Genomic DNA, 21215 nt, shown 5'->3' on the forward strand with positions numbered 1-21215 from the left:
CGGGCCTGGCTCGGCCGGGCCTGGGTTCGCTGGGCCTGGTTCGGGTGGGTTCGGTCCGGGTGGGGCTGGTTCGGGTGGGGTGCCGCCGTGGGTGGGGCCGGTCGGGGAGCCGGTGCGTGCCGAGGCGTCGGCCTGGTCGGTGCAGACCGTGCTGCTGGCGCTCGGCGGCGCCCTGCTCGCCGTCGCCGCGATCGTGTTCACCGTGGTCGCGTGGGGCACCTTCGGCATCGGCGGCCGAGCCGTCATCCTGGCCGGCATCACCGCGGTCACGTTCGCCGTGCCCGCGCTGCTGCACCGCCGCGGCCTGGCCTCGACCGCCGAGACGATCGGCCTCCTCGGCCTGGTGCTCCTGGCCCTCGACGGCTACGCGCTCCACCACGTCGGCCTGGTGCCGCCGGGCGGCCCGCGGTACACCGGGCTGGTCCTCGGCACCGTCGCGGCGGTGGCCCTGGTCTACCCCGTGCTCGTGCCCCTGCGCACGCTCCGCCCCGCCGGGCTCGTGCTCGCGCACCCGGCCGCGGTGCTGCTCGTGAGCCCGTCCCTCGACGTCGTCGCGGCTTACGCGGCCCTGGGCCTCGCGCTGGTCGGAACCGATGTCGCCGTCCGCCGCCACGCCCACGCCCCGGTCCTGCGCGGCGCCGCCACCGGCGCGGGCGCGGTCACCGCGTTTCTCACCGTGCTGAGCGCACTGATCGCCGCCGCGGCCCCCACCGGGGCGACCGCCGCTCCGGTCCAGCGTCTCGTCGGCACCCTGGTCCTCGTCGGCCTCGCCGCCGCCGCCCTCCTGGCCGCCGAAACCGTCGGCGCTCACCCGGCGGCACACCGACCGACCGCCCCGACCAGCAACGCGCCGACGGCGGCACACGGGCCGACCGCCGAACCTGTCGCCGCACGGACGGCGGCACGCGGGCCGGCCGCCGGGACCGGCGGCGGGCCGGCGGTGACCCACGGGGCGGCCGGCGGGGCCGTTGGAGCGCGGGCGGTGGCGCGTGGGCTGGCCGCGGGGGTCGCGGTGCCGCTCGTCGTCATCGGGCCGGTGATCCAGTGGCTGCGCTTCGGCCCCGACGGCTGGGGTTCGACCGGGGTCGCGCTGGCACTCACCGCCGCCGCGGCGGTCACGCTCGCGCTGCGCACCCCGTGGCGCACCGGCACCGGAATCGCCTCCGCGGTGCTCGCGGCCGTCGCCGGGCTCTCCCCCGTCGCCGCCGTCGGGTTCACGCTCCTGGCTCCCCTGGTGAGCCCCGAACTCGTCTGGGGCGCGACCTCGGTGACCCAGCCCGTCTGGGCCGTCCCCGACACCCGCCCCAGCCCCGACCTGGTCACCGCACTGCTGGCCCTGACCGTCACCACGGCCCTGCTGCTCCTCGCCCTGGACCGCAGCGGCACATCGCGCGGCGGAGGAATCACGCGCTCGGCAGCGACCGGTGCGGCACCGCTGGGCGTCGGCGCCGTGGTCGTGCTGACCCCGGCCGCGTTCGGAGCGTCGATCTGGGCGACCCTGCTGGTCGTGGGCCTGGCGGCGGTGGCGGCCACGATCGCGGGCCTGGTCCGGCGCGAGCCGGTCCTCTCCTGGCTCGGCGGTGCACTGGCCGCGCACGCGGTCGTCGTCTCACTGGCGTCCCGCGACGCCACGCTCGTCACGCTCGGCCTCGTCGCCGCGCTCTACGCGATCGTGGCCGTGCGCGCCGACGGCACGCGCCAGGTGATCGCCACCGGACTCGCGCTCGGCACGCTCAGCGGCTGGTCCGCGGCCGTCGCGACCGCGATCGCGGCGGGCACGGTCACCGCGGGCACGATCACCGCGGGCACGGCCACGGCGGGCGCGGATCCGGCGGGCGCGGCCGGGTGGGCCGGGTGGGCCGGGGGTCCGGGGCCGGCCGGTGTCGCGGTCGGGCTGTCCGCGCTGGTCGCGCTCACGACCGCGCGGTTGACGCGCGACCGGCGCCCGTCGTCCGCCACCGTGGCCGCGATCGTCGCCGGGGTCGGCGCGTACACCGGCGCCACGCTGGCCTCCGCCGTGCCCGGTCCCGGTGGGCTGCTCGAGCTGGTCGACCGTTCAGTGCTGGCGATCCTGGCCCTGACCGCGGCCGCACTGGCCGCCACCGCCGTCCACGCCGCCCTCCCCCGCCGCGCGGACATCGCCGGGTCCCAGCCGGTCACGCCCACCGCCCCCGGTGAAGAGGCCTCCATCGCCCCGGCTGGCACCGCACCCACCCCAAGCGGGACCGCACCCACCCCAAGCGGGACCGCACCCACCCCAAGCGGGACCGCACCCACCCCAAGCGGGACCGCACCCACCCCAAGCGGGACCGCATCCACGACCCCGTGTGGGACCGCGTTCACGACCCCAGGTGGGACCGCGTTCACGACCCCAGGAGGGACCGCGTTCACGACCCCAGGAGGGACTGCGTTCACCGCCCCAGGTGGGACCGCGTCCACCGCCCCGAGGGGGAGTGCTCCCACCGCTGGTGGCGGAAGGCCCTCCGCCGCTGGAGGCGGGCTGGGCGTGGGGCCGGCCGGGCGGTCGGGGTCGGTGGCAGCGGCGGCGCCCGGGATCGCCGTCGCGGCGTTGGCGCTGGCGCCGACGGTGCTGGCCGTGGTGGTCGGCCCGCTGAGCTGGGTGACCGCCGTCTGGCGCGGCGCACCTGCCGACGCCGCTCGGCTCGGCCCGGCGCTGACCTACCCGGGCACGGTGCTCGACTCGATCGTGCTGCTGATCGCGGCGGTCGTGCTCATCGGGCTGCGGTGGCGCGTCGACCGACGCACGGCTCGATGGTTCGTCGCTCCCGCCCTGGCGCCGGCGCTCGCCACCCTGGCCCCCGCGCTGCACGCCCCTTGGCCGATCGCGCTGACCATCCTGCTGGCCCTGGCCGCCATCGGCACCGTCACCGCCTGCGTCCCCCTCCGCTTCCCCACTCCGAGATCAGCCACCCGGACCCCGACCCACGCGAACGAAGCCGCCGCGATCCCGACCACCCCTCACACAGCCAGCCCGCACACCACCCTGCCGGCCACAGCCATCCCGACCACCGTCACCCCGCACACCACCAATACGAATGTGACCACTCCGACCCCGATGACCCCGACCCCGGCCGCCCCAACCCCGGCCGCCCCAACCAACCCCGGCACCGCCATCCCGGGCACCGCCATCCCGGGCACCGCCATCCCGGGCACCGCCATCCCGGGCACCGCCCTCCCGGGCACCACCATCCCCGGCACCGCCACCTCCAACACCTCCGACCCCGCCATCCCCAACACCTCCAGCCCCGCCAGCCCTGCTGGCACCGCCAGCACCGCCAGCACCGCCAGCATCGCCAGCACCGCCAGCACCAACCCCCTCGGCACCGGCGCCCCCGGAACCGCCACCCCCAGCACCGCCACCCTGTTCGGTGACTCGAGCACCGCACGAGTGCCCCGAGGCCTGGCCGCCGGGCTCACCGCTCTTACTGGGCTCGACGGGCTCGCCTGGGCCCTCGCTGACCGCACCGCCACGCTCGTCGTGCTCAGCCTCGTGCTGGCCGCCGCCGCCACCGTCACCGCACTCGCGCGGGACACCGCACCCCGTACCGTCGGCGCGGCCACCGCCGCGGCCGCGGCGATCGCGCTGGCCTTCGCGGCCGGTGCCGCCGCCGCCGTTCCGGTCGCGTATCTGCTCGTCGGGGTCGCCACCGTGCTCGTGCTGCCCGGCGTGTTCGCCGCGCCCCGCGTCCCGGGCGACGTGCTCGACGTCGGCGCCGCTGTAGCCGGAGTCCTCGCGCTCGGGCTGAGCGCCGTCCGAACCGCGTCGGCGATGGCCGACCCGGCCACCGGCGGCACCGTGTTCACGCCGGCCACAGGCGGCACCGCGACGTTCGCGCTCACCGCCACGCTCCTCGGCGTTCCGCTCGGGCTCGCCGGGTTGCGGGCGAGCCGTCGCTGGTGCAGCCGGCTCGTTCCGGTCGTGGAGCTCGTCGCGCTGTGGGCGTGGCTCGGGCGGGCCGGGGTCAGCGTGCCGGAGGCCTACACGCAGCCAGCCGCCGCGCTGGCGGCCGCGTTCGGTCTGTACACGCTGCGCCGGCGACCCGCGGTGTCGTCCTGGCTCGCGCTCGGTCCGGCGCTCGCGGTCGCGACCGTGCCGACGCTCGCGGTCGCGCTGACCGCGGGAACGCTCGGTCTGCGCGTGCTCGCGCTGGGCCTCGCGGCGCTGGTGGTGACGCTCGCCGGGGCGGCGACCCGCCGTCAGGCCCCGTTCCTGGTGGGCGCCACCGTGCTGGGCCTGGTCACGGCACGGGCGCTCGCGCCGGTGCTGCCCGCGCTCGCCGACACCGTCCCGACCTGGGTGCCGCTCTCGCTCGCCGGCGCGCTGCTCCTCGCCGTCGGCGCCACCTACGAGCGCCGCCGCCGCGACGCCACCCGCCTGGCCGGCTTCATCCGCGCCATGCACTGACCCGCGACCCACGCTCGGGAAACCCACCTGGCCGGCCTCACCCGCACCACGCGTCGACCCCGCCCGAACGGCCCACCACACAGCGGCCCACCCCGCATAAGGCCCACCCCGCACAAGGCCCACCCCGCACAAGGCCCACCCCGCACAAGGCCCACCCCGCACCAGGCCCACGCCCAAGAACCCCCGCTGAGAAGAACCGGCCCGACAACACCGGGCCGGGCAGCGCGTCGGCCAGCGACGAGAGCATCGTGCGCACCACCGGCGTCACGTGCACCGGCAGCGACCGCGGGTCCGGCACCGCGGCGCCGCCCCGCGCCCGGGCACCCGCGCGATCACGTTGTCCCCGGCCACGGAGACCGGCACCCCGGCGTGACGCAGCAGGTCGCCCCGGTACGTCATCAGGGCGGACGTGTCGCCCGGCGGGTTCGACGTGTCCACCCGGATGAGCCGCCGCCGCAGCGCGCCCGGGTCCGGGACGGGCGTCAGACCTCCAGGAGCTCGCCGGAGTAACTTCCGGACAGCCACTCGCCCAGCAGCGCCACCCGGGCCGCGCGGCTGTCGAACCCGTGGATCACCGGGGCCTGGTTGTACGCCATCGCGTCCGAGGTCCGGCGCAGCTTCACGTACTCGCCGCACGCGTCGATCGCGTACCGCTCCATGTCGTCCTGGAGCGCGCCCACGACCGTGATGCCGCTGTCGGCGCCGATCCGCTCGAACAACGCGACCGCCTCGCGCCGGTGCTGCTTGCCGAGGTTGCGGCCCAGCTCGTCCAGCACCAGCAGCAGCGGCCGGCCGGTGCCCGACGCCAGCGCCGCCGCGCACACCAGCTTCACCGCCTTCTCGTCCATCTGCGCGGTGTTGCCGCGGCGGTCGTAGGCGACCATCGGGTTGCCCTCGGCCCGCCGCCACACCGGGGTGACCTCCCAGTTCCAGCGCTTGGTCGGGTCGGCGGGCGGTTCGGGCTCGACGAACCGCAGGCCGGCGCCGTAGCCGCCGTACGCGCGGTCGAGGTCGTCGAACTTCGCGCCGACCGCGGTGAGCCGGGCCGTGATCGCCCGGGCCAGCGACGCCCGCACCGCCGCGGCGGCCTTCGCGGCCTCCTCGTGCCCCAGCGCGGCCGCGTCCCGGGCGCGCCGCTTCTCGACCCGCTCGTCGGCGAGGCGGGCGCGTTGATGGGCGTCCTCGTGGGCTTTGAGCGTGAGGTGGTCGCGGACCGCGGCCAGCAGCGCACCGAAGGTCTGTTTCTGCCGGTCGGCCTGGCCGCGCCCGGGCGCGCCCCGCTCCTCGCCGAGCGCCGTGATCTGCGCCGGGACCGGGTCGCCGGCCCGGAAGCAGAGCGCCAGGATCGACGCGAGCACCGACTCGGCGGCCCGCCACCAGTCGTCGGAGTCGAAGAGCTGTTCGTCGTCGGACAGGTCGGCGAGGTGGTTCTGCGCGGCCTCCACGGTGCCGCCCCACTCCTTGAGCAGCGCGTCCAGGTCGACGATCCGGCGCCGGGTCTCGAGCCGGTCGCGTTCGACGCGCAGTTCCTCGCGCCCGTCCTCGACCCGGCGGCGGGTGCCGAGCAGCGCCTCGGCCTGCTGCTGCCGCCCGGTCTCGGCCAGGCGGGCCAGGTCGTACTCGTGGCGGGCCGCGGTGAGGCGGGGCGCGAGCGCGTCCTCGCGGGCGGCGACCTCGTCGAGTTCGCGCCGGTGCGCACGGATCCGCTCCCGGCGCGACGACGCGGTCACCGCCGCGCGCGCCGCGACGACCCGGCGCTCGGCGACCGCGAGCCGCCGGTCGGCGTCGGCGAGCTGCGCGGAGGCCTCGTCGAGGGCGGTCCGCGCGTCGGCGACCGAGGCCCGGGCCCGCTCGATCCGCGCGGCCCGGCCGGTGGTCGGAGCGGCGAAGCCGCCGACGACGGTCACGCCGCCCGACGTGACCGCGGCGCCCTCCACGGCCGCCCCGTCCTCCAGCCGGGCGAGGAGCGCCGCCAGGTCCGCCACCACGATCGAGCCCGGGAGCCCGGCCAGCGCCGCCGTGGCCGCCTCGAGCTCACCCGGCCCGACCACCACCGCCTCGCGGTAGGGCCAGAGCAGCGGTTCGCGCACCGCGCGCTGCGACTCGGTGATCGTGACCGCGTCCACCAGTGCCGTCGCCGCGATCCCGGCGTCGCGCAGCGCGGTCAGCTGCGCGGCCGCGACGTCGTCACCGGACTCGGCCACCCGCACCGCGGTCTGCGCGGCGGCCAGCGCGGACGCCGCGATCGCCCGGGCGCCGATCGCCGCGGTACGCACCGCCGCCGCGGCGTCCTGTTCCTCGGACGCGACCGCCTCGGACCGACCGTCCGCGTCCCGCGCCGTCGCCTCCAGCTCGTCGGCTTCCCGGCCGAGCCGCTCCAGGCTGCCGGTCAACGCCCGGCGGCGGTCACGCAGGGCCTGGTGGTCGGAGTCCACCGCGCTGAACGACTCCTCGGCGCGACGCAGCCGGTCGCGCAGCGCGACGTCGTCGCCGAGCACGTGCAGTTCCTCGGCGATCGCCGCGAGCCGCTCGCGGTGCGCGCCGTCGTCGGCGGCGATCCGCTCCAGGTCGTCCTCGATCGCCTCGAGCTCGTCGGCGGCCCGCGCGACCAGCACCGCCGCCCGCGACCGCCACCGGTCCCTCGCGGTGACGGCCAGATCACGCGCCTGTTCGCGCCGCGCGATCGCCGACTCGATGTGGTGCGCCTGCTCCTCCCACTCGACGAGCTTGCGCTCGGCGTCGGCGGCCTTCTCCAGCTCGGCGTGCTCGGTGTTGCGGTGGCGCTGCTCGTCGGCGATCTCGTGGTCGAGCCCGGTCAGCGCGGCCACCGCGGAGAAGATCCGGTCGGGCTTGAGCTCGTTGAGCGGCTGGGCCAGCAGGTTCGCGGTCGCCGACGGCCGGACCGACGTCGACAGGAACGAGACGCACCGGATGTGCTCGCCGAACAGCACCCGGGACAGGTCGCGCGCGTTGTAGTCGCGGCGGCCGGCGCGGGGTGGCAGCGCCGCCCACAGCGTGTCCGCTTCCCGCTCGCGGTCGGCCTCCGACGCACCCACCGGCACGTGCAGCCCGTCGGCCCAGCGCACCAGCACGTGCGGCGTGTCCCGGGAGATCCGCAGCCAGACCGTGAGCGCGCTCGGCCCCGGGTCCTCGGCCTCGCGGTCGGCGAACACCCCGATCACGTACCCGTGGTCGGCGCTCGCGTACTCCCGTTCCTGCGCGGCGATCTCCGCGGAGAACAGCAGGTCGGCCGACTCGCGGGCGCCGGACGCCAGCCGCCACTGCTCGTCGCCGTGCAGCAGCGTCAACGCGGCGATGAACGAGGACTTCCCGGCCCCGTTCGAGTCCTTCGGCCCCTGCCCGGCGACCGTGATCAGACAGCCCGGCAGCAGCGGCACGGGGTGCGTCGAGAGCCGCGACACCCCGATCAGCTGGATCCCGATCGCGACCCGGTCACCCACGACGTCCAGGTGGTCGTCGATCCTCACTGCTCTCCTCTGCCCGCTCGAATCGCCGCCGCCAGGGGACTCCCCGGACCGGCGGCCAGCACCAACTCCTCCTGCAGCAGCGTGCGCGCGGCCGGCGTCAGCCGATGGAACTGCGCGCCCGGCACGTAGCCCGCGGTGCGCGTCGGCCGGATCAGGTCCGCCGTGCGCAGCCGCTGCAGCGCCTCGCTGAGCTTGCCCCGCGCCAACTGCGTGTGCTCACGCAACTCGGCCATCGTGGTCGGCACCGCGGAGGCCCAGCTGTCGTCGGTGAGGTGCCCCTCCGACCGCGGGATCGCCACCGAGTGCACGAGGATCGTCGTCAGCACCGCGCGGTCGTACTCCGGCAGCGCACCCCAGCCGCGCTCGACCAGCTCGCGCCGGACGTCGTCGGCGTACCCGCTGGTCCACTGCCGCGGGGCGGCCCGCACCAGGTCGCGTCCGGTCCGCCGCAGCACGTCGCGGAGCGTCTCGCGCAGCGCCGGGTCGCGCAGCGCGGCGAACCCGACCTCCTCGACCGGTTCCCGTCCGTACTCCACCGCGGCCCAGGCGGCCACGACTTCGTCGCGTTGCCGCTCCGAGAGCGCCGCCAGCAGGTCGTCCGCCGGGTGCGTCATTCCGCCCCCTCGCCGGTGGTTCCCGTCTCTTCTCCCGACGCCGCCCCGGGAACCACCGCACGCGCCGCGGAATCCTCGTGCCGCGCCTCCGGCGACGAGCCCGAGGCCGGGATCGGAGCGGGCATCGTCCGGCACAGCTCACGCAGCGCCTCGAGTTCGGACACCGGCCACCCCGCCACCCGCGGCCCGAGCCGGATCGTCCCCGCCCGCTCGCGCCACCGCAGCCACCCGGAGTCGTGGAGCTGCCGGAACGCCTCCACCGCGAACCGGTGGTGGGTCTGCGGCAGCCGCGTCGGCAGCAAGTCGGCCAGCATCCCCAGAACCGCCGCGACCGACGTTTCCCTCCCCGGCCACGGCTCCCCGGCCAGATCGGTCCAGCAGCACCGCAGACACACCGCGAGCACCCGGCTCGCCTCGTTGCGGTGATCCAGCGCCGGCAGGCCGAGCCGCAGGTCACGCAGCGCCGCCGGGGTCACCCCGTCCGGTCCGACCGGCACCAACCAGGCGCCGGCCACGCTACCGTCCCCGAGCTCGACCAGCCGCCGGAACCCGTCCGGCGCCGCCGCCCCCGGCGCGAGCGCCAACGCCCCCTCGGCCCGCGCCCGGGCCGCCCACAACGCCGCGTCGTCCACCGCTCCTACCACTCCCGCCCCCCGACGCCGACCATCCGGAGCCGGCCGGGACGCAGCCGCGCGGGGGTGGCCGGGCCCCCCGCGGTCAGGGGCGCGCTCATCCGGCGACCAGCGCCCGGCGGAACGTGCCCTGCCCGCGCCACGACGGCACGCCCTCGGCGTCGACCAGCAGACCGTCACCCCAGACGAGCGCGTACGGCAGGGACGGGTGTTGCGCCGCGGCGGTGAGGTCGGCGAGCAGACGCCGCGCCGTCGGCCAGTCCCCCGACCCGCCGACCAGCTCCGACACCGCCACCGCTTCCCGCCCGGCGAGCGCGGCCTCGGCCCGTGCGGTCAGATCCGCGGCCTCGGCGTCGTCCGCGGTGCGCGCGGGTTCGGTGTCCACCGGCTCGTCGTCGGCCGGACGGGGCGGACGGATCCGCGCCGCGGTGGGCCGCTCGGCCTGGGCCACCGCCTCGGTGAGGTCACCCGCCGACAGCCAGGCCCGCGGCGCGTCGAACACCAGCCCGGTGAGGGGCGCGGCGAGCGCGCTCACCGACGAGCGCCGCGTGAACGTGCGCCACACCTCGGGCGGCAGCAGGTCCAACGCCCTGGTGGCGCCCACGGCCTGGGTGAGCCGGCCGGCCGCGGCCGTCGACACGTCGCGATAGGACGCGATGGCGGCACGGAGCTCGGTGCTCGGCCGGGTGAGCTCGGGCCAGCGCGACAGCAGCGTGTCGTGCATCCCGGTGGCTTCGCCGATCAACGCGTCGGCGTTCCAGAGCAGCGGCGCCTTCTCCCGGAGCGCGTCGATCGTGCCGCCCGACGTCAGCATGAACAGCTCGGTGACGATCAGCCGGAACGCCTTCGTGAGGCGCGCCGCGGCCTCGCGGGCGTCGTCCTCGGTGGCGGACGGGTCGTCGAGGTTGAGGCGTTCGAGGCTCAGCATGCGGTGCAGTTCGAGCTGGCCACCGCGGGTGAGCATGCGCCGGATGAACAGCAGCGAGACGTAGCTGGTGAAGCTCGCCCGGTAGACGTCCTGGTGCGGACGGTCGAACGCCTTCTGCACGGCGCCGAGCTCACGCAGCACCCGGACCCGCGACTGGAACACCGGCTCGGGGAAACCCCGGCACGCGTGACGCATCTGCTCCATCGTGAGGCCGTCGCTGCCGGCGCTCGAGAACGCCGCGAACAGCGCCTCGGCCAGGTCGACCAGCTCCGGGTCGCCGATCACGGACTGCGCCGAGCTGCCGAGGACCGCGAACATCTGCCGGTAGACCGCGACGATCGCGTTGTCGTGTGCGGCGCTCTCCAGCGTCAGGTCATCGGGGTCCACAGTCCGGTCACTCTAACCGGGGTGGGGCCCGGAATGGCGTAGGGCCCCGGTCGGTGACCGGGGCCCTACTGTGTGTGTGCCGTGTTCAGCCCTGGCGGGCCTTCAGCCTGGGGTTCTTCTTGTTGACGACGAGGAGCTGACCGTGGCGGCGAACCACGATCGAGCCGTCCTTCGACTTCAACGAGCGGAGCGAGTTCCTGACCTTCATGGCGGTCCGTCCTCCCTGCTTCCGATGTCCCGGAAGCCTCACGTACCCGACAACGATTTTCATCTAAGGTACATTCCCGTGTGCGGACGGGGTCGCTCCGACGATCAGGGGCCGGGCCGCCGCGGCTTCGCGGCGGGGAGTTGTCGCCGCGGCTTCGCGGCAGTGGGGGTGCCGCGGCTTCGCGGCAGTGGGGGTGCCGCGGCTTCGCGGCAGTGGCGGTGCCGCGGCTTCGCGGCAGTGGGGGCGCCGCGGCTTCGCGGCGGGGCCGGCGCTCCTCGTCGGGCGCGGCGGGGTGGTCGCGTCAGGCGGCGACGGGGGCGCTGCGACCGGGGAGCCGGTCGAGCGACGGCGTGAGGCCGTACGCGGCCTGGGCACGCATCGCCTCGCGCGTGTAGGAGTCGGCCAGCTGCCAGGCCAGGTCGTCACGGTCGTCGGCGACCGCCTCGTTGATCCGTGACGCGTACTCGTCGTGAAGTTCCTGCAGGTACTGCTCAATGCTCAGTGCCGTAGGCACGGTGACCTTCCTCAGTTCGTTCGATCGGAACACCTCTACTGTACCGATTCAGACGCCAAACGCCCACCGAATATTCCGCCCCGAACCCGCACCGCGGCACGCGTCACACCGATGACTACGCTGGGTCGGCCTCACCGCGATGACCAGTCGCGACCAGAGCGTCACCGAAGGAACAAAAGACCACTGAGGACACCGGAATATGTCCGATCGGACGAGGCGCGACCACCCACCCGGCCCCTACCGTCCGGCGCCATGACCTCCGGAACCACCCCCAGCTCCGCTGGGGTAGACAGCGCTGCGTCCGTGCCCAACCCGGAGGCCACTGTTCCGCTCGCGGAGGTCCGCACCACCAGCCCGACGGCAACGGTCCCTTTGGTCACGATCGACCCCGACGCCTCAACACCACCCGCCGAAGCCGCACCGGTTCCCAGCGACTCAGCCACCCGAGCCGCGAAGCCCACGTCGACCGAGCGCGCCCCGTCCTCGCCCGAATCGGTCCCGAAGCCCTCGGCGTCCGGCACCGCACCGGCGACCGGACAAGCCGCCGCGGCCCCCGAAACCGAAGACTCCGCGGCGGACAACGCCTCCGGCCCTCCTCCGACCCGAGCAGTCTCATCCGCCAGTGGCGACGCCTCATCCGCCAGTGGCGACGCCTCATCCGCCAGTGGCGACGCCTCATCCGCCAGTGGCGACGCCTCATCCGCCAGTGGCGACGCGGCGAGACCTCTGGTCGCGAGGCCGCCGCTTCGCGCGACCGCCGCCGAGGATCGCCGCCCGGACATGTCCACCGGCAGCCGGCCCGAGCCGACTTCCGAGCAGAGCCACCGATCGACGCCCCCCGGCGAGACGTCGGACACGGGCACCGACCGTGGCCCCACTCGCCCAGCATCACCGCCGACGGCCGCGGCAGCGCTCGCCCGGATCAGCGACCGGCGCACCCCGAGCGAAGTCGCCCGACCCGAGCCCGGCCGGGCCCGGACCCTCCAGCGCGACACCGCCTCCAGCGTGCAGCCCGACACCGCTCAAGCCGATCAGGCCGCCCCGCCCCCAACCGACAACCGCGTCCCGGCCACGTCTCCGACCAGCCCGCGCACCCCGGCCGCCGCACGTGACACGCCGTCGAACGGTGGGCGCAGCCCGGCCGGGGACACTTCTGGCGCCGCGCCGCATGGGGCCGCGCCGACCGCACGATGGGACGACTCGCGGACCGGAGCGCGAGACCTCGCTCGCGACACGCAGAGGCCATCCGAGTCCCGGGCGGGCGGCGCCGGCTCGCCCGGGTCGACCGGTCACGGGGCCGAACCGGGCGCGGGTTCGGCGAACGCTCCCGCCGCCCCCGTGAAGCCGCCGACCCGGCCGGTGGGTCGCACCTACGGCTCTCCGACACCACCACCGAGCGCAGCCCAGCCGCCGAGCGGACCGACCACGGACCACCGGTCCGGCACCCCTTCGGCGCGGCCGGTCGGCCGGACCTACTCCAGCCAGGCCTCTTCGCCCTCCACCGACCAGCAGTCCACCTCCAGCCAGGCCTCCTCACCGTCCGGCGGCCCACCGTCCGCCTCCAGCCCACCGTTCACCTCCAGCCAGCCGTTCACCTCCAGCCAGGGGTCCACCTCCAGCCAGGAGTCCGCTTCTAGCCAGGGGTTCGCCTCCAGCCAACCATCCAGTTCCGACCGGGCGCCCAGCTCCAGCCGGGCGTCCACCCCCAGCCGGGCGTCCACCCCCAGCCGGGGGTCCATCTCCGGCCAGGTGGTCTCGCCGGCGGCTGACACCACATCCGGCCGGGACGATCGGCACACGACGACCGACGCGCGACCCGGCCGGGATGACCGATCCACGAGCGCGGACACGCGGCCCGATGGTGACAGCCGGGCGGCGAGGCCGGTCGGGCGGATCTACTCCACCGGGGCGAGCGCCGATCGGGGAACTCCGGGCTCGGAGGCCGGGCGAACGTCCGGCTCGACGGCCCGGCCTACCGGGCGGACCTATTCCGGTGCGGTCCCGGCGGCTGACCGTGATCGAATGACGGCTCCGGCGCGGCCGGACGACTCTTCGCGAACGGGGAGTCGACCGCCCGGCGGCCAGCAGAGCACGCCGGCAAGCGACGATCGTGCCGCTGGAACAAGCGGAGCCGAATCCGGTGCTCGGCCGGTGGGGAGGACCTACTCGGCCACGACGTCGGCGTCAGCTCAGAGGGAAGCGGCTCAGAGGGAAGCGGCTCGGACGGAGTCCGCTCCGGCAGACGACGTGGAGTCTTCCGGGCCGAAGCAGGCTTCGGAGATCTTCAAGGTGGCGCCGGGGTCGGCGCTCGCAGCGCTGTTCGCGATGACCGACAAGTCCTCGACATCGGCGGCGGATGAGTCCGGGGGTGCGGCGGCGGCTGAGCCCTCGTCGCCCGGTGCTCCGGGTGGGCGGAAACCCGCCGCACCGGCGGCTCGGGCTCGGGTGCAGCCGGCATCATCGGCCGCTCCGGACGGTAGTTCGGCGGGCGGTGCCGAGGACGCGCCGTCCGCTCGGACGGGAACCGGCACGGCGAAGAGCGCGCGGGCCTCCGCTCAGCCGAACTCCACTCAGCCGAACTCCACTCAGCCGAACTCCACTCAGCCGAACTCCGCTCAGCCGAACTCCACTCAGCCGAACTCCGCTGCGACGAGCCCGGCCTCGACCGCCCGCGCAGGCAGGGCAGTCGAGCCGTCCGACGACGCGACGACCGGTTCCGCACCGGCGACGAGCGGCGAGAGTGGACGATCGCGACCGTCGACCTCCTCGCCCGCGGCACGGGCCGCCGATTCCGACGTGCGACCGAGGCCGGCCGGCACGGCCCGAGCGGCTGTTCCGCCCGGTGCGGCGGCGGTCGGCGGGGCATCGATCCCGCGGATCCCGACTCAGCGTGCGACCGCGCCCGTCTCCGCCCCGCCGACGAACGCCTCCCGCACGTCGCCACCGGAGTCCACCCCACCGGCCGCGCGGCCCACCGCCACGCCGGTCTCCGCGCCGCCGACGACGCCTCGGTCCCCAGCCGCACCGCAGCCCACCACGCCGCCGGCCCCCACACCGCCCGACGCCTCTACGCACGCCACCACGCCGCCGACCACAACCACCTCCGGACAGGCCACCTCCGGACAGGCCACCTCCGGGCAGGCCGCCTCTACGCCGGCAACGTTCACAGCGGGCGCCACACCACCGGAGGTCACCGCCAACCCACCGGTCTCCGCGCCCCCGCAGGCCACCCGAGCCGCGACCACCCCGCCGAACTCGGTGCCCCCGCACGCCACCCGGGCCACGGCCACCTCACCGATCTCCGGACCCCCGCAGTCCGCGCGAGCCGCGGTCACGCCACCGGTCTCCGGGCCACCGGCCGCCACCCGAGGTACCGCCGTACCGCCGACCGGTTCGTGGGGGGCGGTCGCACCACCGGTCTCGGCACCCCCGCAGTCCCCCCGAGCCACCGCCACCCCACCGATCTCCGCGCCTCCGCAAGCCACCCGAGCCGCGGCGACGCCACCGATCTCAGCGCCTCCGCAGTCCACCCGAGCCGTGGCCACGCCACCGGTCTCCGCACCACCGCACTCCGCGCGAGCCGCGGTCACGCCACCGGTCTCCGCGCCACCAGACCCCACCGCCACCCCACCGATCTCTGCGCCTCCGCAGCTCACTGCCACACCACCGGTCTCGGGGTCACTGGCGGCCACCCGAGGTGCCGCCGCCGCGCCCACCTCCGCGCCGCCGGCCGGTTCGTGGGGTGCGGGCGCACCACCGATGACGACGCGGCCCTCGGTGACCCCGCACCGGACCGCGACTCCGACCTCGGCTCCGCCCGCCACGGGACGACCTACCGCCACACCGCCCAACGCCGCCCAGTCCGCGTTCGCACGCCCCACCGGCCAAACCGCGTTCGCGCCCCCGAATACGCAAGCCGCCTACGCACCCCCGACCACGCAAGCCGCGTTCGCGCCCCAGAACGCGCAAGCCACCCACGCGCCCCCGAACGCGCAAGCCACTTACGCGCCCCCGAATACGCAAGCCGACTTCGCGCCCCCGACCGCCGCCCAAACCGCGTTCGCACCCCCGCCCGCCGCACCCCCGCCCGCCGCACCCCCGCACGCCGCGTCATCCCCCGCCGCCGCACCCCCAACCCCTGCGTCACCGCCGAGCACCTGGGGCACCTCCACGTCACCGGTCTCAGCGCCACCGACCGGCACCCGGGGCACCGCCACCCCGCCAGTCTCAGCACCACCGGCCGGCCCATGGAACGCCGCCACCCCAGCACCACCGGCCGGCCCGTGGAACACCGCCACCCCAGCACCACCGAGCGGCCCCTGGAACGCCGCCACCCCGCCGATTTCCGCCCCGCCCGCCGCGGCGCGAACGTCGGCGACCACCCACCCCGACAGCGAGCAAACACCCAACGCGTTACCCCCCAACGCCGCCGACCCCACCCTCCCCATGCACGTCCTCCCGTCCAAGCGGGAGCGGCCCGCCCGGCCGCGACCGGTCGTCGCGGCGATGGTGCTGGTCAACCTCACCGGGATCGGGCTGTTCGGGCTCTCGCTCCTGTTCGCCACGCTCGGTCCGGCCGTCTTCTTCGTGCCGCTCGCCGCGGCGGTGATGATGGGCTGGCTGGGGCGGGGCATCTGGCGCGGTAGCCGCGGGGCCTACGTGATCACGCTGGCGATCGCACTGTTCGTGGTCCTCGCCGGGTTCGCCTCGATCGGGGGCGCGTCGATTCTCGTCACCGGGCTGCAGTTGGTGTTGCCCGCGGTGCTCATCGGGCTGCTCACCGGCCGGTCCGACACCCGCGCCTACTTCTGGACGGCCCGCTGACGCGATTCCTCCCCCAGCGCGAGTCCCCGCAGCCCCACCCCGGCCACCACGGCGGCCCCGACCATCACGACCGCGGCGGCCACCCCGGCCGCGTGCATCCCGTCGACGAAGGACTCCCGGGCCAGCCGCAGCACCGCGTCGCCCACCGAGCCCGGTAGTGACGCGGCCACCGCCTGGGCGCCGCCGAGCGTCTCCCGCGCCAGGTCCAGCGCCGCGGACGGCACCCCGTCGGGCGCACCGGAGGTCACCGAGCTCCGGTAGATCGCGCTGCCCAGGCTGCCCAGCAACGCCATCCCCAGCGCGCCGCCCAGTTCGGTCGCCGATTCGAGGATCGCCGACGCCGAACCGGCCCGCTCCGGGGGCGCGACTCCGAGCGCCACTTCGGTGACCAGGGCCATCACGGTCACCAGGCCGGCCGCGTAGGTCGTCGCCACGAGGAGTACGAGCCCCAGCCCGCTGTCCGGAGTCACCCGCGTGACCAGCAGGAACCCGCACGCGGCGACCGCGAACCCGCCGGCCATGACCAGTCCGCGATCGAATCGCCGCCCGAGGGCGGTCGCCAGCGGCGCCACCCCGCCGATCACCAGCGACGGCGCGACGCTCCACAGGGCGGCACGCAGCGGGCTGAGTCCGAGCACCGACTGCAGGTACTGGGTGGCGAACAGCGCGAACCCCACGACCCCGAACATGGCGACGACGTTCAGCGCGGCCGCGCCCCCGAACGCGCGCCGCCGGAACAGCGCCACGTCGACGAGCGGCGAGGGGTGGCGCGCCTGGCGGCGGAGGAACACGAGCCCGACGGCGAGCCCGGCCACGATCGCCGCGGCCGACGACACCAGCGCGCCCGTCCGGGCGAGCTCCTTCACCCCCCAGATCACCGGCAGCACCGCCGCCAGCGACAGCAGGCCGCTGAGCCAGTCGAAGCGGCCGAGCCCGGACGCCCGGAACTCCGGCACGAGCACCGGGGCCAGCACCAGCAGCAGCACCATGAACGGCAGGTTGATCAGGAACACCGAACCCCACCAGAAGTGCTCGAGCAGCAGCCCGGAGAGCACCGGGCCGAGCGCGATGCCGGCGCTGGTGGCTCCGGTCCAGATGCCGATGGCCGTGCCGCGCTGGCGTTCGTCGTGGAACAGGTTGCGGATCAGGGCCAGCGTGGACGGCATCAGCGTGGCCCCGGCGACGCCGAGCACGGCGCGGGCCGCGATGAGCAGTTCCGCGTTGGGCGCGTACGCCGCCAGCAGCGAGGCGGCGCCGAACGCGAACGCGCCGGTCAGCAGCAGCCGGCGGCGGCCGATGCGGTCACCGAGCGCGCCCATCGGGATCAGCAGGCCGGCCAGCACGAAGCCGTAGACGTCGAAGATCCAGAGCTGCTGGGCGCTCGTCGGTTCCAGCTCGACGCTCAGGTAGGGCACGGCGAAGTACAGGACCGAGACGTCCATCGAGACGAAGAGCAGCGGGAGGAGCAGGACCGCGAGCCCGGTCCACTCCTTCCGACCGGCCCGGTGGACGGTGTACGAAGAGTTCATGATCCAGCTCCGGGAAGAGGGGACGACGGCCCCCAGTAGAGCGCACTGTTTATGGCGTACGCAAGGAACAAAACAGCAGCTCAAAGCCCATTTACCGCACTACCGACACTGCACTACCCCACCCACCTGCGACACCGCGCCCTTGAGGACGGGAACGACTGATGGTGCACTAGTACGATGACCCCCTCGGCACGCATCACCGCGGAACTTCGCGAACGGATCACGGCCGGCGATCTCGCCCCCGGCGACCGTCTCCCGTCCACCCGGCAGATCACCCGCCAGTGGGGCGTCGCGATGGCCACCGCCACCAAGGTGCTCACCGCGCTGCGTCAGGAAGGGCTGGTCGAGGCGGTGCCCGGCGTCGGCACCGTGGTCCGGTCACCCCGCGCCGACGAGCTGCCTCCCGCCGGCCTCTCCGCCGCGCCGCGGCGCCCGCGCGACGGCTCGCTCAGCCGGGAGCGGATCGTCGCCGCCGCGATCCGGATCGCCGACGCCGACGGCATGAGCGAACTGTCGATGCGCCGGGTGGCGGCCGAGCTCGGCGTCGCCACGATGGCGCTCTACCGGTACGTGCCGAGCAAAGAGGACCTGATCACGCTCATGCTCGACGCGGTCTTCGGCACCGTCGAGCTGATTCCCGAGCCGCCACCCACCGGCTGGCGCGCCCGCCTCGACTCGATCGCCCGCATCCAGTGGACCGTCTACAAACAGCACCCGTGGATGGCGGCCGCGCTGTCGTTCTCCCGGCCGCAGCTGGTGCCGCGCGGAATGGTGCACACCGAGTACGCGATGGCGACGCTGCGGGAGGCCGGGCTGGAGCCGGCCGAGTACCTCAACGGCGCGGTGAGCCTGTTCAACCACGTGCGGAGCATGGCGATGGTGTTCGCCGACGAGCAGCGCGACATCCAGGACACCGGCCTGAGCGCCGACGAGTGGATGCGGAGCAACGACCGCTTCTACGAGGAGGTCATGGCCACCGGCCGGTTCCCGACGATGGCCACGGTGTCGGCGATCCCCGACGACGTGCTCAGCATCGAGTCGCTGTTCGAGTTCGGGCTGGCCCGCTACCTCGACGGTCTGGACGTGCTGATCTCACGGCGCTAGCCAGCCGGCCGGGTCGTCGAGCACGCGGTCGAGCACCGACCAGGCCGCGCCGAGCGCCGCCGCGTCCGCCCCCAGCACCGAGGCACGCACGGCCGGCCGGGACACCGCCGCGCCGACGAGCCGCCGGGACAGCTGCGCCTCGATCGGCTCCACCAGCCAGGGCGCGAGCTCGGCGTGCGCACCGCCGAGCACGACCGCGTCGAGGTCGAGCAGGTTCAGCGCGCCGGCCAGCGCGATCCCGAGCGCCTCCCCGGCCTCCCCGAGCGCCGCCAGCATCGCCGGATCCCCGGCCGCGGCCCGCGCCGCGAACCCCGCCGGCTCCGCCGCCACCAACCCGGCCGGCTCCGCGGGCACGAAACCGGCCGGTTCCGGCGGCGCTAACGCCCGCGCGATCGCCCGCACCCCCGCATACTGCTCCAGGCACCCGTCGCTGCCGCACCCGCACGCCCGACCGCCCGGCCACACCGTGACGTGCCCGAGCTCACCGCTCCAGCCGTGGCGACCGCGGTAGACCTGGCCGTCGAGCACCAGCCCGGCGCCGATCCCCACCTCCCCCGAGACCTGCAGGAACGACCGGGGTGCCGCGGCGCCGAGCGCGCGCTGTTCGGCCCGCGCGGCGAGCGTCGCCTCGTTCTCGACCAGGATCGGTCGCCCGTCCAGCGCCGCCACCAGCGCCGAGCGCACCCCGGCCGCGTCGAGGTTCGGCGTCACGACCAGTTCGCCGGACGACGGGTCGACCAGGCCGGGCACCGCGAGCGCGGCCCCGGAGAGCGTCAGCGCCAGCGACTCGACCTCGGCGACCACCTCGCGGGTCATCGCGGCCAGCAGCTCCGCCCGGGGGACGCCACCGTCGGCGAGCGCGGCCGACCGCCGCACCCGCACCGCGCCGGTCAGGTCCGCGACGCACACCGAGACGTGTTCGACGTTCAGCTCGATGCCGAGCCCGGCCGGACCGGTGGCGTCGAGCACGAGCCCGGTGGACGGGCGCCCCACCCCGTTCCGCGTCGGCGCGCCGGTCTCGCGCACGAGACGACCGTCGATCAGCGTCTCGACCAGCGCCGACACGCTCGCGCGGGTCAACCCGGTGCGTGCGGCGACGGAGGCGCGGGAGATCGGGGCGTCGGCGAAGGCCACCGCGCGCAACACGAGCCCGAGGTTGTGGGCCCGCACCGAACCGGTGCGCGCCGGAGCGTCACCATGGTGGATGAACGGAGGTTGCACCACCCGCACCTCTCCCGTTTTTCGCCGTAGGGGGATATGTTAACCCCCTGAACTAATCAACAGCACCGCACGGAGGTAACCGCCATGGCAGCGCAGCCGACCCCCGCCGACAAGTTCACGTTCGGTCTCTGGACCATTGGCTGGGAAGCCCGCGACCCCTTCGGCGACGCGACCCGCGCCCCGATCGACCCGGTGGAGTCGGTCCACAAGCTGGCCGAGCTCGGCGCCTACGGCGTCACGTTCCACGACAACGACCTGATCCCGTTCGAGGCCGACGAGGACGCCCGGGCGAACCACATCGCGCGCTTCAAGAAGGCCCTCGAAGAGACCGGCCTGAAGGTCCCGATGGCCACCACCAACCTCTTCACCCACCCCGTCTTCAAGGACGGCGCGTTCACCAGCAACGACCGTAGTGTCCGCCGGTACGCGCTGCGCAAGACGATCCGCCAGATCGACCTGGCCGCCGAGCTCGGCGCGAACACGTTCGTCTGCTGGGGTGGCCGCGAGGGCTCGGAGACCAACGCCGCCAAGGACGTCCACGCCGCGCTCTCCCGGTACGCCGAGGCGATCGACACGCTCGTCCAGTACTCGCTCGACAAGGGCTACGACCTCAAGTTCGCGATCGAGCCGAAGCCGAACGAGCCCCGGGGCGACATCCTGCTGCCCACCGTCGGCCACGCCCTCGGTTTCATCTCGCAGCTGCAGCACGCCGACCGCGTCGGGCTCAACCCCGAGGTCGGCCACGAGCAGATGTCGAACCTGAACTTCGTCGACGCGATCAGCCAGGCGCTGTGGCAGGGCAAGCTCTTCCACATCGACCTCAACGGCCAGCACGGCCCGAAGTTCGACCAGGACCTCGTGTTCGGCCACGGCGACCTGATCAACGCGTTCTTCCTGGTCGACCTGCTCGAGCACGGCCCGCTCGGTGGCGGCCCGGTCTACGACGGCCCCCGCCACTTCGACTACAAGCCGTTCCGCAACGAGGACGCCGAGGGCGTCTGGAACTCCGCGGCGGCCAACATGCGCACGTACCTGCTGCTCAAGGAGCGCGCGCAGTCGTTCCGGGCCGACCCCGAGGTGCAGGCCGCGCTCGAGGAGCACGGCGTCACCGGTCTCGCGCAGCCCACGCTGAACGAGGGCGAGTCGATCACCGACCTGCTCGCCGACCGCAGCGCGTTCGAGGACTTCGACGTGGCCGCCGCCGCGGCGAAGGGCTCCGGCGCGATCAAGCTCGACCAGCTGGCGATCGAACACCTGCTCAACGCCAAGAACTAGGTCTACGCCTGCCGGGCGCGCGCCGGTGCCTTCCGCCTCCGACGCGCCCCGGCCACCCGCGCAAC

Annotated in this window: 17 protein-coding genes; 4 read left to right on the forward strand and 13 right to left on the reverse strand. The window is 75.0% G+C overall.

Annotated elements, in window-relative coordinates:
* Positions 1–79: 79 nt before the first annotated feature.
* A complete protein-coding gene (locus ABD437_RS27190; RefSeq protein ID WP_344651776.1) occupies positions 80–4426 on the forward strand; it encodes an SCO7613 C-terminal domain-containing membrane protein in 4347 nt (1448 codons plus the stop codon).
* A 264-nt stretch (positions 4427–4690) separates the two neighbouring features.
* Here the strand turns inward: ABD437_RS27190 and ABD437_RS27195 are convergent, their stop codons facing one another.
* The 11 genes from ABD437_RS27195 to ABD437_RS27240 form a co-directional block, all read right to left on the reverse strand.
* Positions 4691–4864, reverse strand: coding sequence for a hypothetical protein (locus ABD437_RS27195; RefSeq protein WP_344651777.1), 174 nt, complete (start codon positions 4862–4864; stop codon positions 4691–4693).
* Between the two features lie 44 nt (positions 4865–4908).
* Positions 4909–7914 carry a coiled-coil domain-containing protein gene (locus tag ABD437_RS27200; protein ID WP_344651778.1) on the reverse strand — a complete coding sequence of 1002 codons (3006 nt, stop codon included), beginning with the start codon at positions 7912–7914 and terminating at the stop codon, positions 4909–4911.
* On the reverse strand, positions 7911–8528 hold the full coding sequence (locus ABD437_RS27205) for a hypothetical protein (protein WP_344651779.1): 618 nt from the start codon (positions 8526–8528) through the stop codon (positions 7911–7913). Before ABD437_RS27205 ends, ABD437_RS27200 begins: the two co-directional genes overlap by 4 nt.
* Positions 8525–9160, reverse strand: a complete 636-nt coding sequence (locus tag ABD437_RS27210; protein ID WP_344651780.1) for a hypothetical protein — start codon at positions 9158–9160, stop codon at positions 8525–8527. The genes ABD437_RS27205 and ABD437_RS27210 overlap by 4 nt, the downstream gene beginning before the upstream one ends.
* 97 nt (positions 9161–9257) lie before the next feature.
* Positions 9258–10475, reverse strand: a complete 1218-nt coding sequence (locus ABD437_RS27215) for a hypothetical protein (RefSeq protein ID WP_344651781.1) — start codon at positions 10473–10475, stop codon at positions 9258–9260.
* A gap of 85 nt (positions 10476–10560) precedes the next feature.
* On the reverse strand, positions 10561–10683 hold the full coding sequence (locus tag ABD437_RS27220) for a ribosomal protein bL36 (RefSeq protein ID WP_344651782.1): 123 nt from the start codon (positions 10681–10683) through the stop codon (positions 10561–10563).
* A 301-nt stretch (positions 10684–10984) separates the two neighbouring features.
* Positions 10985–11197 carry a hypothetical protein gene (locus ABD437_RS27225; protein WP_344651783.1) on the reverse strand — a complete coding sequence of 71 codons (213 nt, stop codon included), beginning with the start codon at positions 11195–11197 and terminating at the stop codon, positions 10985–10987.
* Positions 11198–11358: 161 nt separating this feature from the next.
* A complete protein-coding gene (locus ABD437_RS27230) occupies positions 11359–12054 on the reverse strand; it encodes a hypothetical protein (protein ID WP_344651784.1) in 696 nt (231 codons plus the stop codon).
* 615 nt (positions 12055–12669) lie between these two features.
* Complete coding sequence (locus tag ABD437_RS27235) at positions 12670–13047, reverse strand: hypothetical protein (protein WP_344651785.1); 378 nt, start codon at positions 13045–13047, stop codon at positions 12670–12672.
* Between the two features lie 607 nt (positions 13048–13654).
* On the reverse strand, positions 13655–14086 hold the full coding sequence (locus ABD437_RS43095) for a pentapeptide repeat-containing protein (RefSeq protein WP_425558257.1): 432 nt from the start codon (positions 14084–14086) through the stop codon (positions 13655–13657).
* Positions 14083–15021 carry a hypothetical protein gene (locus ABD437_RS27240; RefSeq protein ID WP_344651786.1) on the reverse strand — a complete coding sequence of 313 codons (939 nt, stop codon included), beginning with the start codon at positions 15019–15021 and terminating at the stop codon, positions 14083–14085. Before ABD437_RS27240 ends, ABD437_RS43095 begins: the two co-directional genes overlap by 4 nt.
* A gap of 622 nt (positions 15022–15643) precedes the next feature.
* On the opposite strand from ABD437_RS27240, the gene ABD437_RS27245 reads away from it, so the two are divergent.
* A complete protein-coding gene (locus ABD437_RS27245) occupies positions 15644–16021 on the forward strand; it encodes a hypothetical protein (RefSeq protein WP_344651787.1) in 378 nt (125 codons plus the stop codon).
* Here ABD437_RS27245 and ABD437_RS27250 read toward each other — a convergent pair.
* Positions 16000–17550 carry an MFS transporter gene (locus ABD437_RS27250; RefSeq protein ID WP_344651788.1) on the reverse strand — a complete coding sequence of 517 codons (1551 nt, stop codon included), beginning with the start codon at positions 17548–17550 and terminating at the stop codon, positions 16000–16002. The two genes, ABD437_RS27245 and ABD437_RS27250, sit on opposite strands and share 22 nt — an antisense overlap.
* 177 nt (positions 17551–17727) lie before the next feature.
* Between ABD437_RS27250 and ABD437_RS27255 the strand changes: the two genes are divergently transcribed.
* Positions 17728–18654: a TetR/AcrR family transcriptional regulator C-terminal domain-containing protein gene (locus ABD437_RS27255; protein ID WP_344651789.1), complete on the forward strand. Its 927-nt coding sequence runs from the start codon at positions 17728–17730 to the stop codon at positions 18652–18654.
* Here ABD437_RS27255 and ABD437_RS27260 read toward each other — a convergent pair.
* The gene (locus ABD437_RS27260; protein ID WP_344651790.1) at positions 18643–19875 is read right to left on the reverse strand and encodes an ROK family protein; all 1233 of its coding nucleotides are present in this window, start codon (positions 19873–19875) and stop codon (positions 18643–18645) included. The genes ABD437_RS27255 and ABD437_RS27260 overlap by 12 nt on opposite strands.
* A gap of 84 nt (positions 19876–19959) precedes the next feature.
* On the opposite strand from ABD437_RS27260, the gene xylA reads away from it, so the two are divergent.
* Positions 19960–21150, forward strand: coding sequence for a xylose isomerase (gene xylA / locus ABD437_RS27265; protein ID WP_344651791.1), 1191 nt, complete (start codon positions 19960–19962; stop codon positions 21148–21150).
* Positions 21151–21215: the final 65 nt, after the last annotated feature.

Origin of the sequence: Cryptosporangium japonicum (assembly GCF_039524755.1) — a bacterium.
Classification (GTDB): Bacteria; Actinomycetota; Actinomycetes; order Mycobacteriales; family Cryptosporangiaceae; genus Cryptosporangium; species Cryptosporangium japonicum.

Coding starts and splice junctions, on each gene's coding strand:
- ABD437_RS27205 (WP_344651779.1), bottom strand. CDS start 8,528: ATGACGCACCCGGCGGACGACCTGCTGGCGGCGCTCTCGGAGCGGCAA.
- ABD437_RS27220 (WP_344651782.1), bottom strand. CDS start 10,683: ATGAAGGTCAGGAACTCGCTCCGCTCGTTGAAGTCGAAGGACGGCTCG.
- ABD437_RS27245 (WP_344651787.1), top strand. CDS start 15,644: ATGCACGTCCTCCCGTCCAAGCGGGAGCGGCCCGCCCGGCCGCGACCG.
- ABD437_RS27250 (WP_344651788.1), bottom strand. CDS start 17,550: ATGAACTCTTCGTACACCGTCCACCGGGCCGGTCGGAAGGAGTGGACC.
- ABD437_RS27255 (WP_344651789.1), top strand. CDS start 17,728: ATGACCCCCTCGGCACGCATCACCGCGGAACTTCGCGAACGGATCACG.
- xylA (WP_344651791.1), top strand. CDS start 19,960: ATGGCAGCGCAGCCGACCCCCGCCGACAAGTTCACGTTCGGTCTCTGG.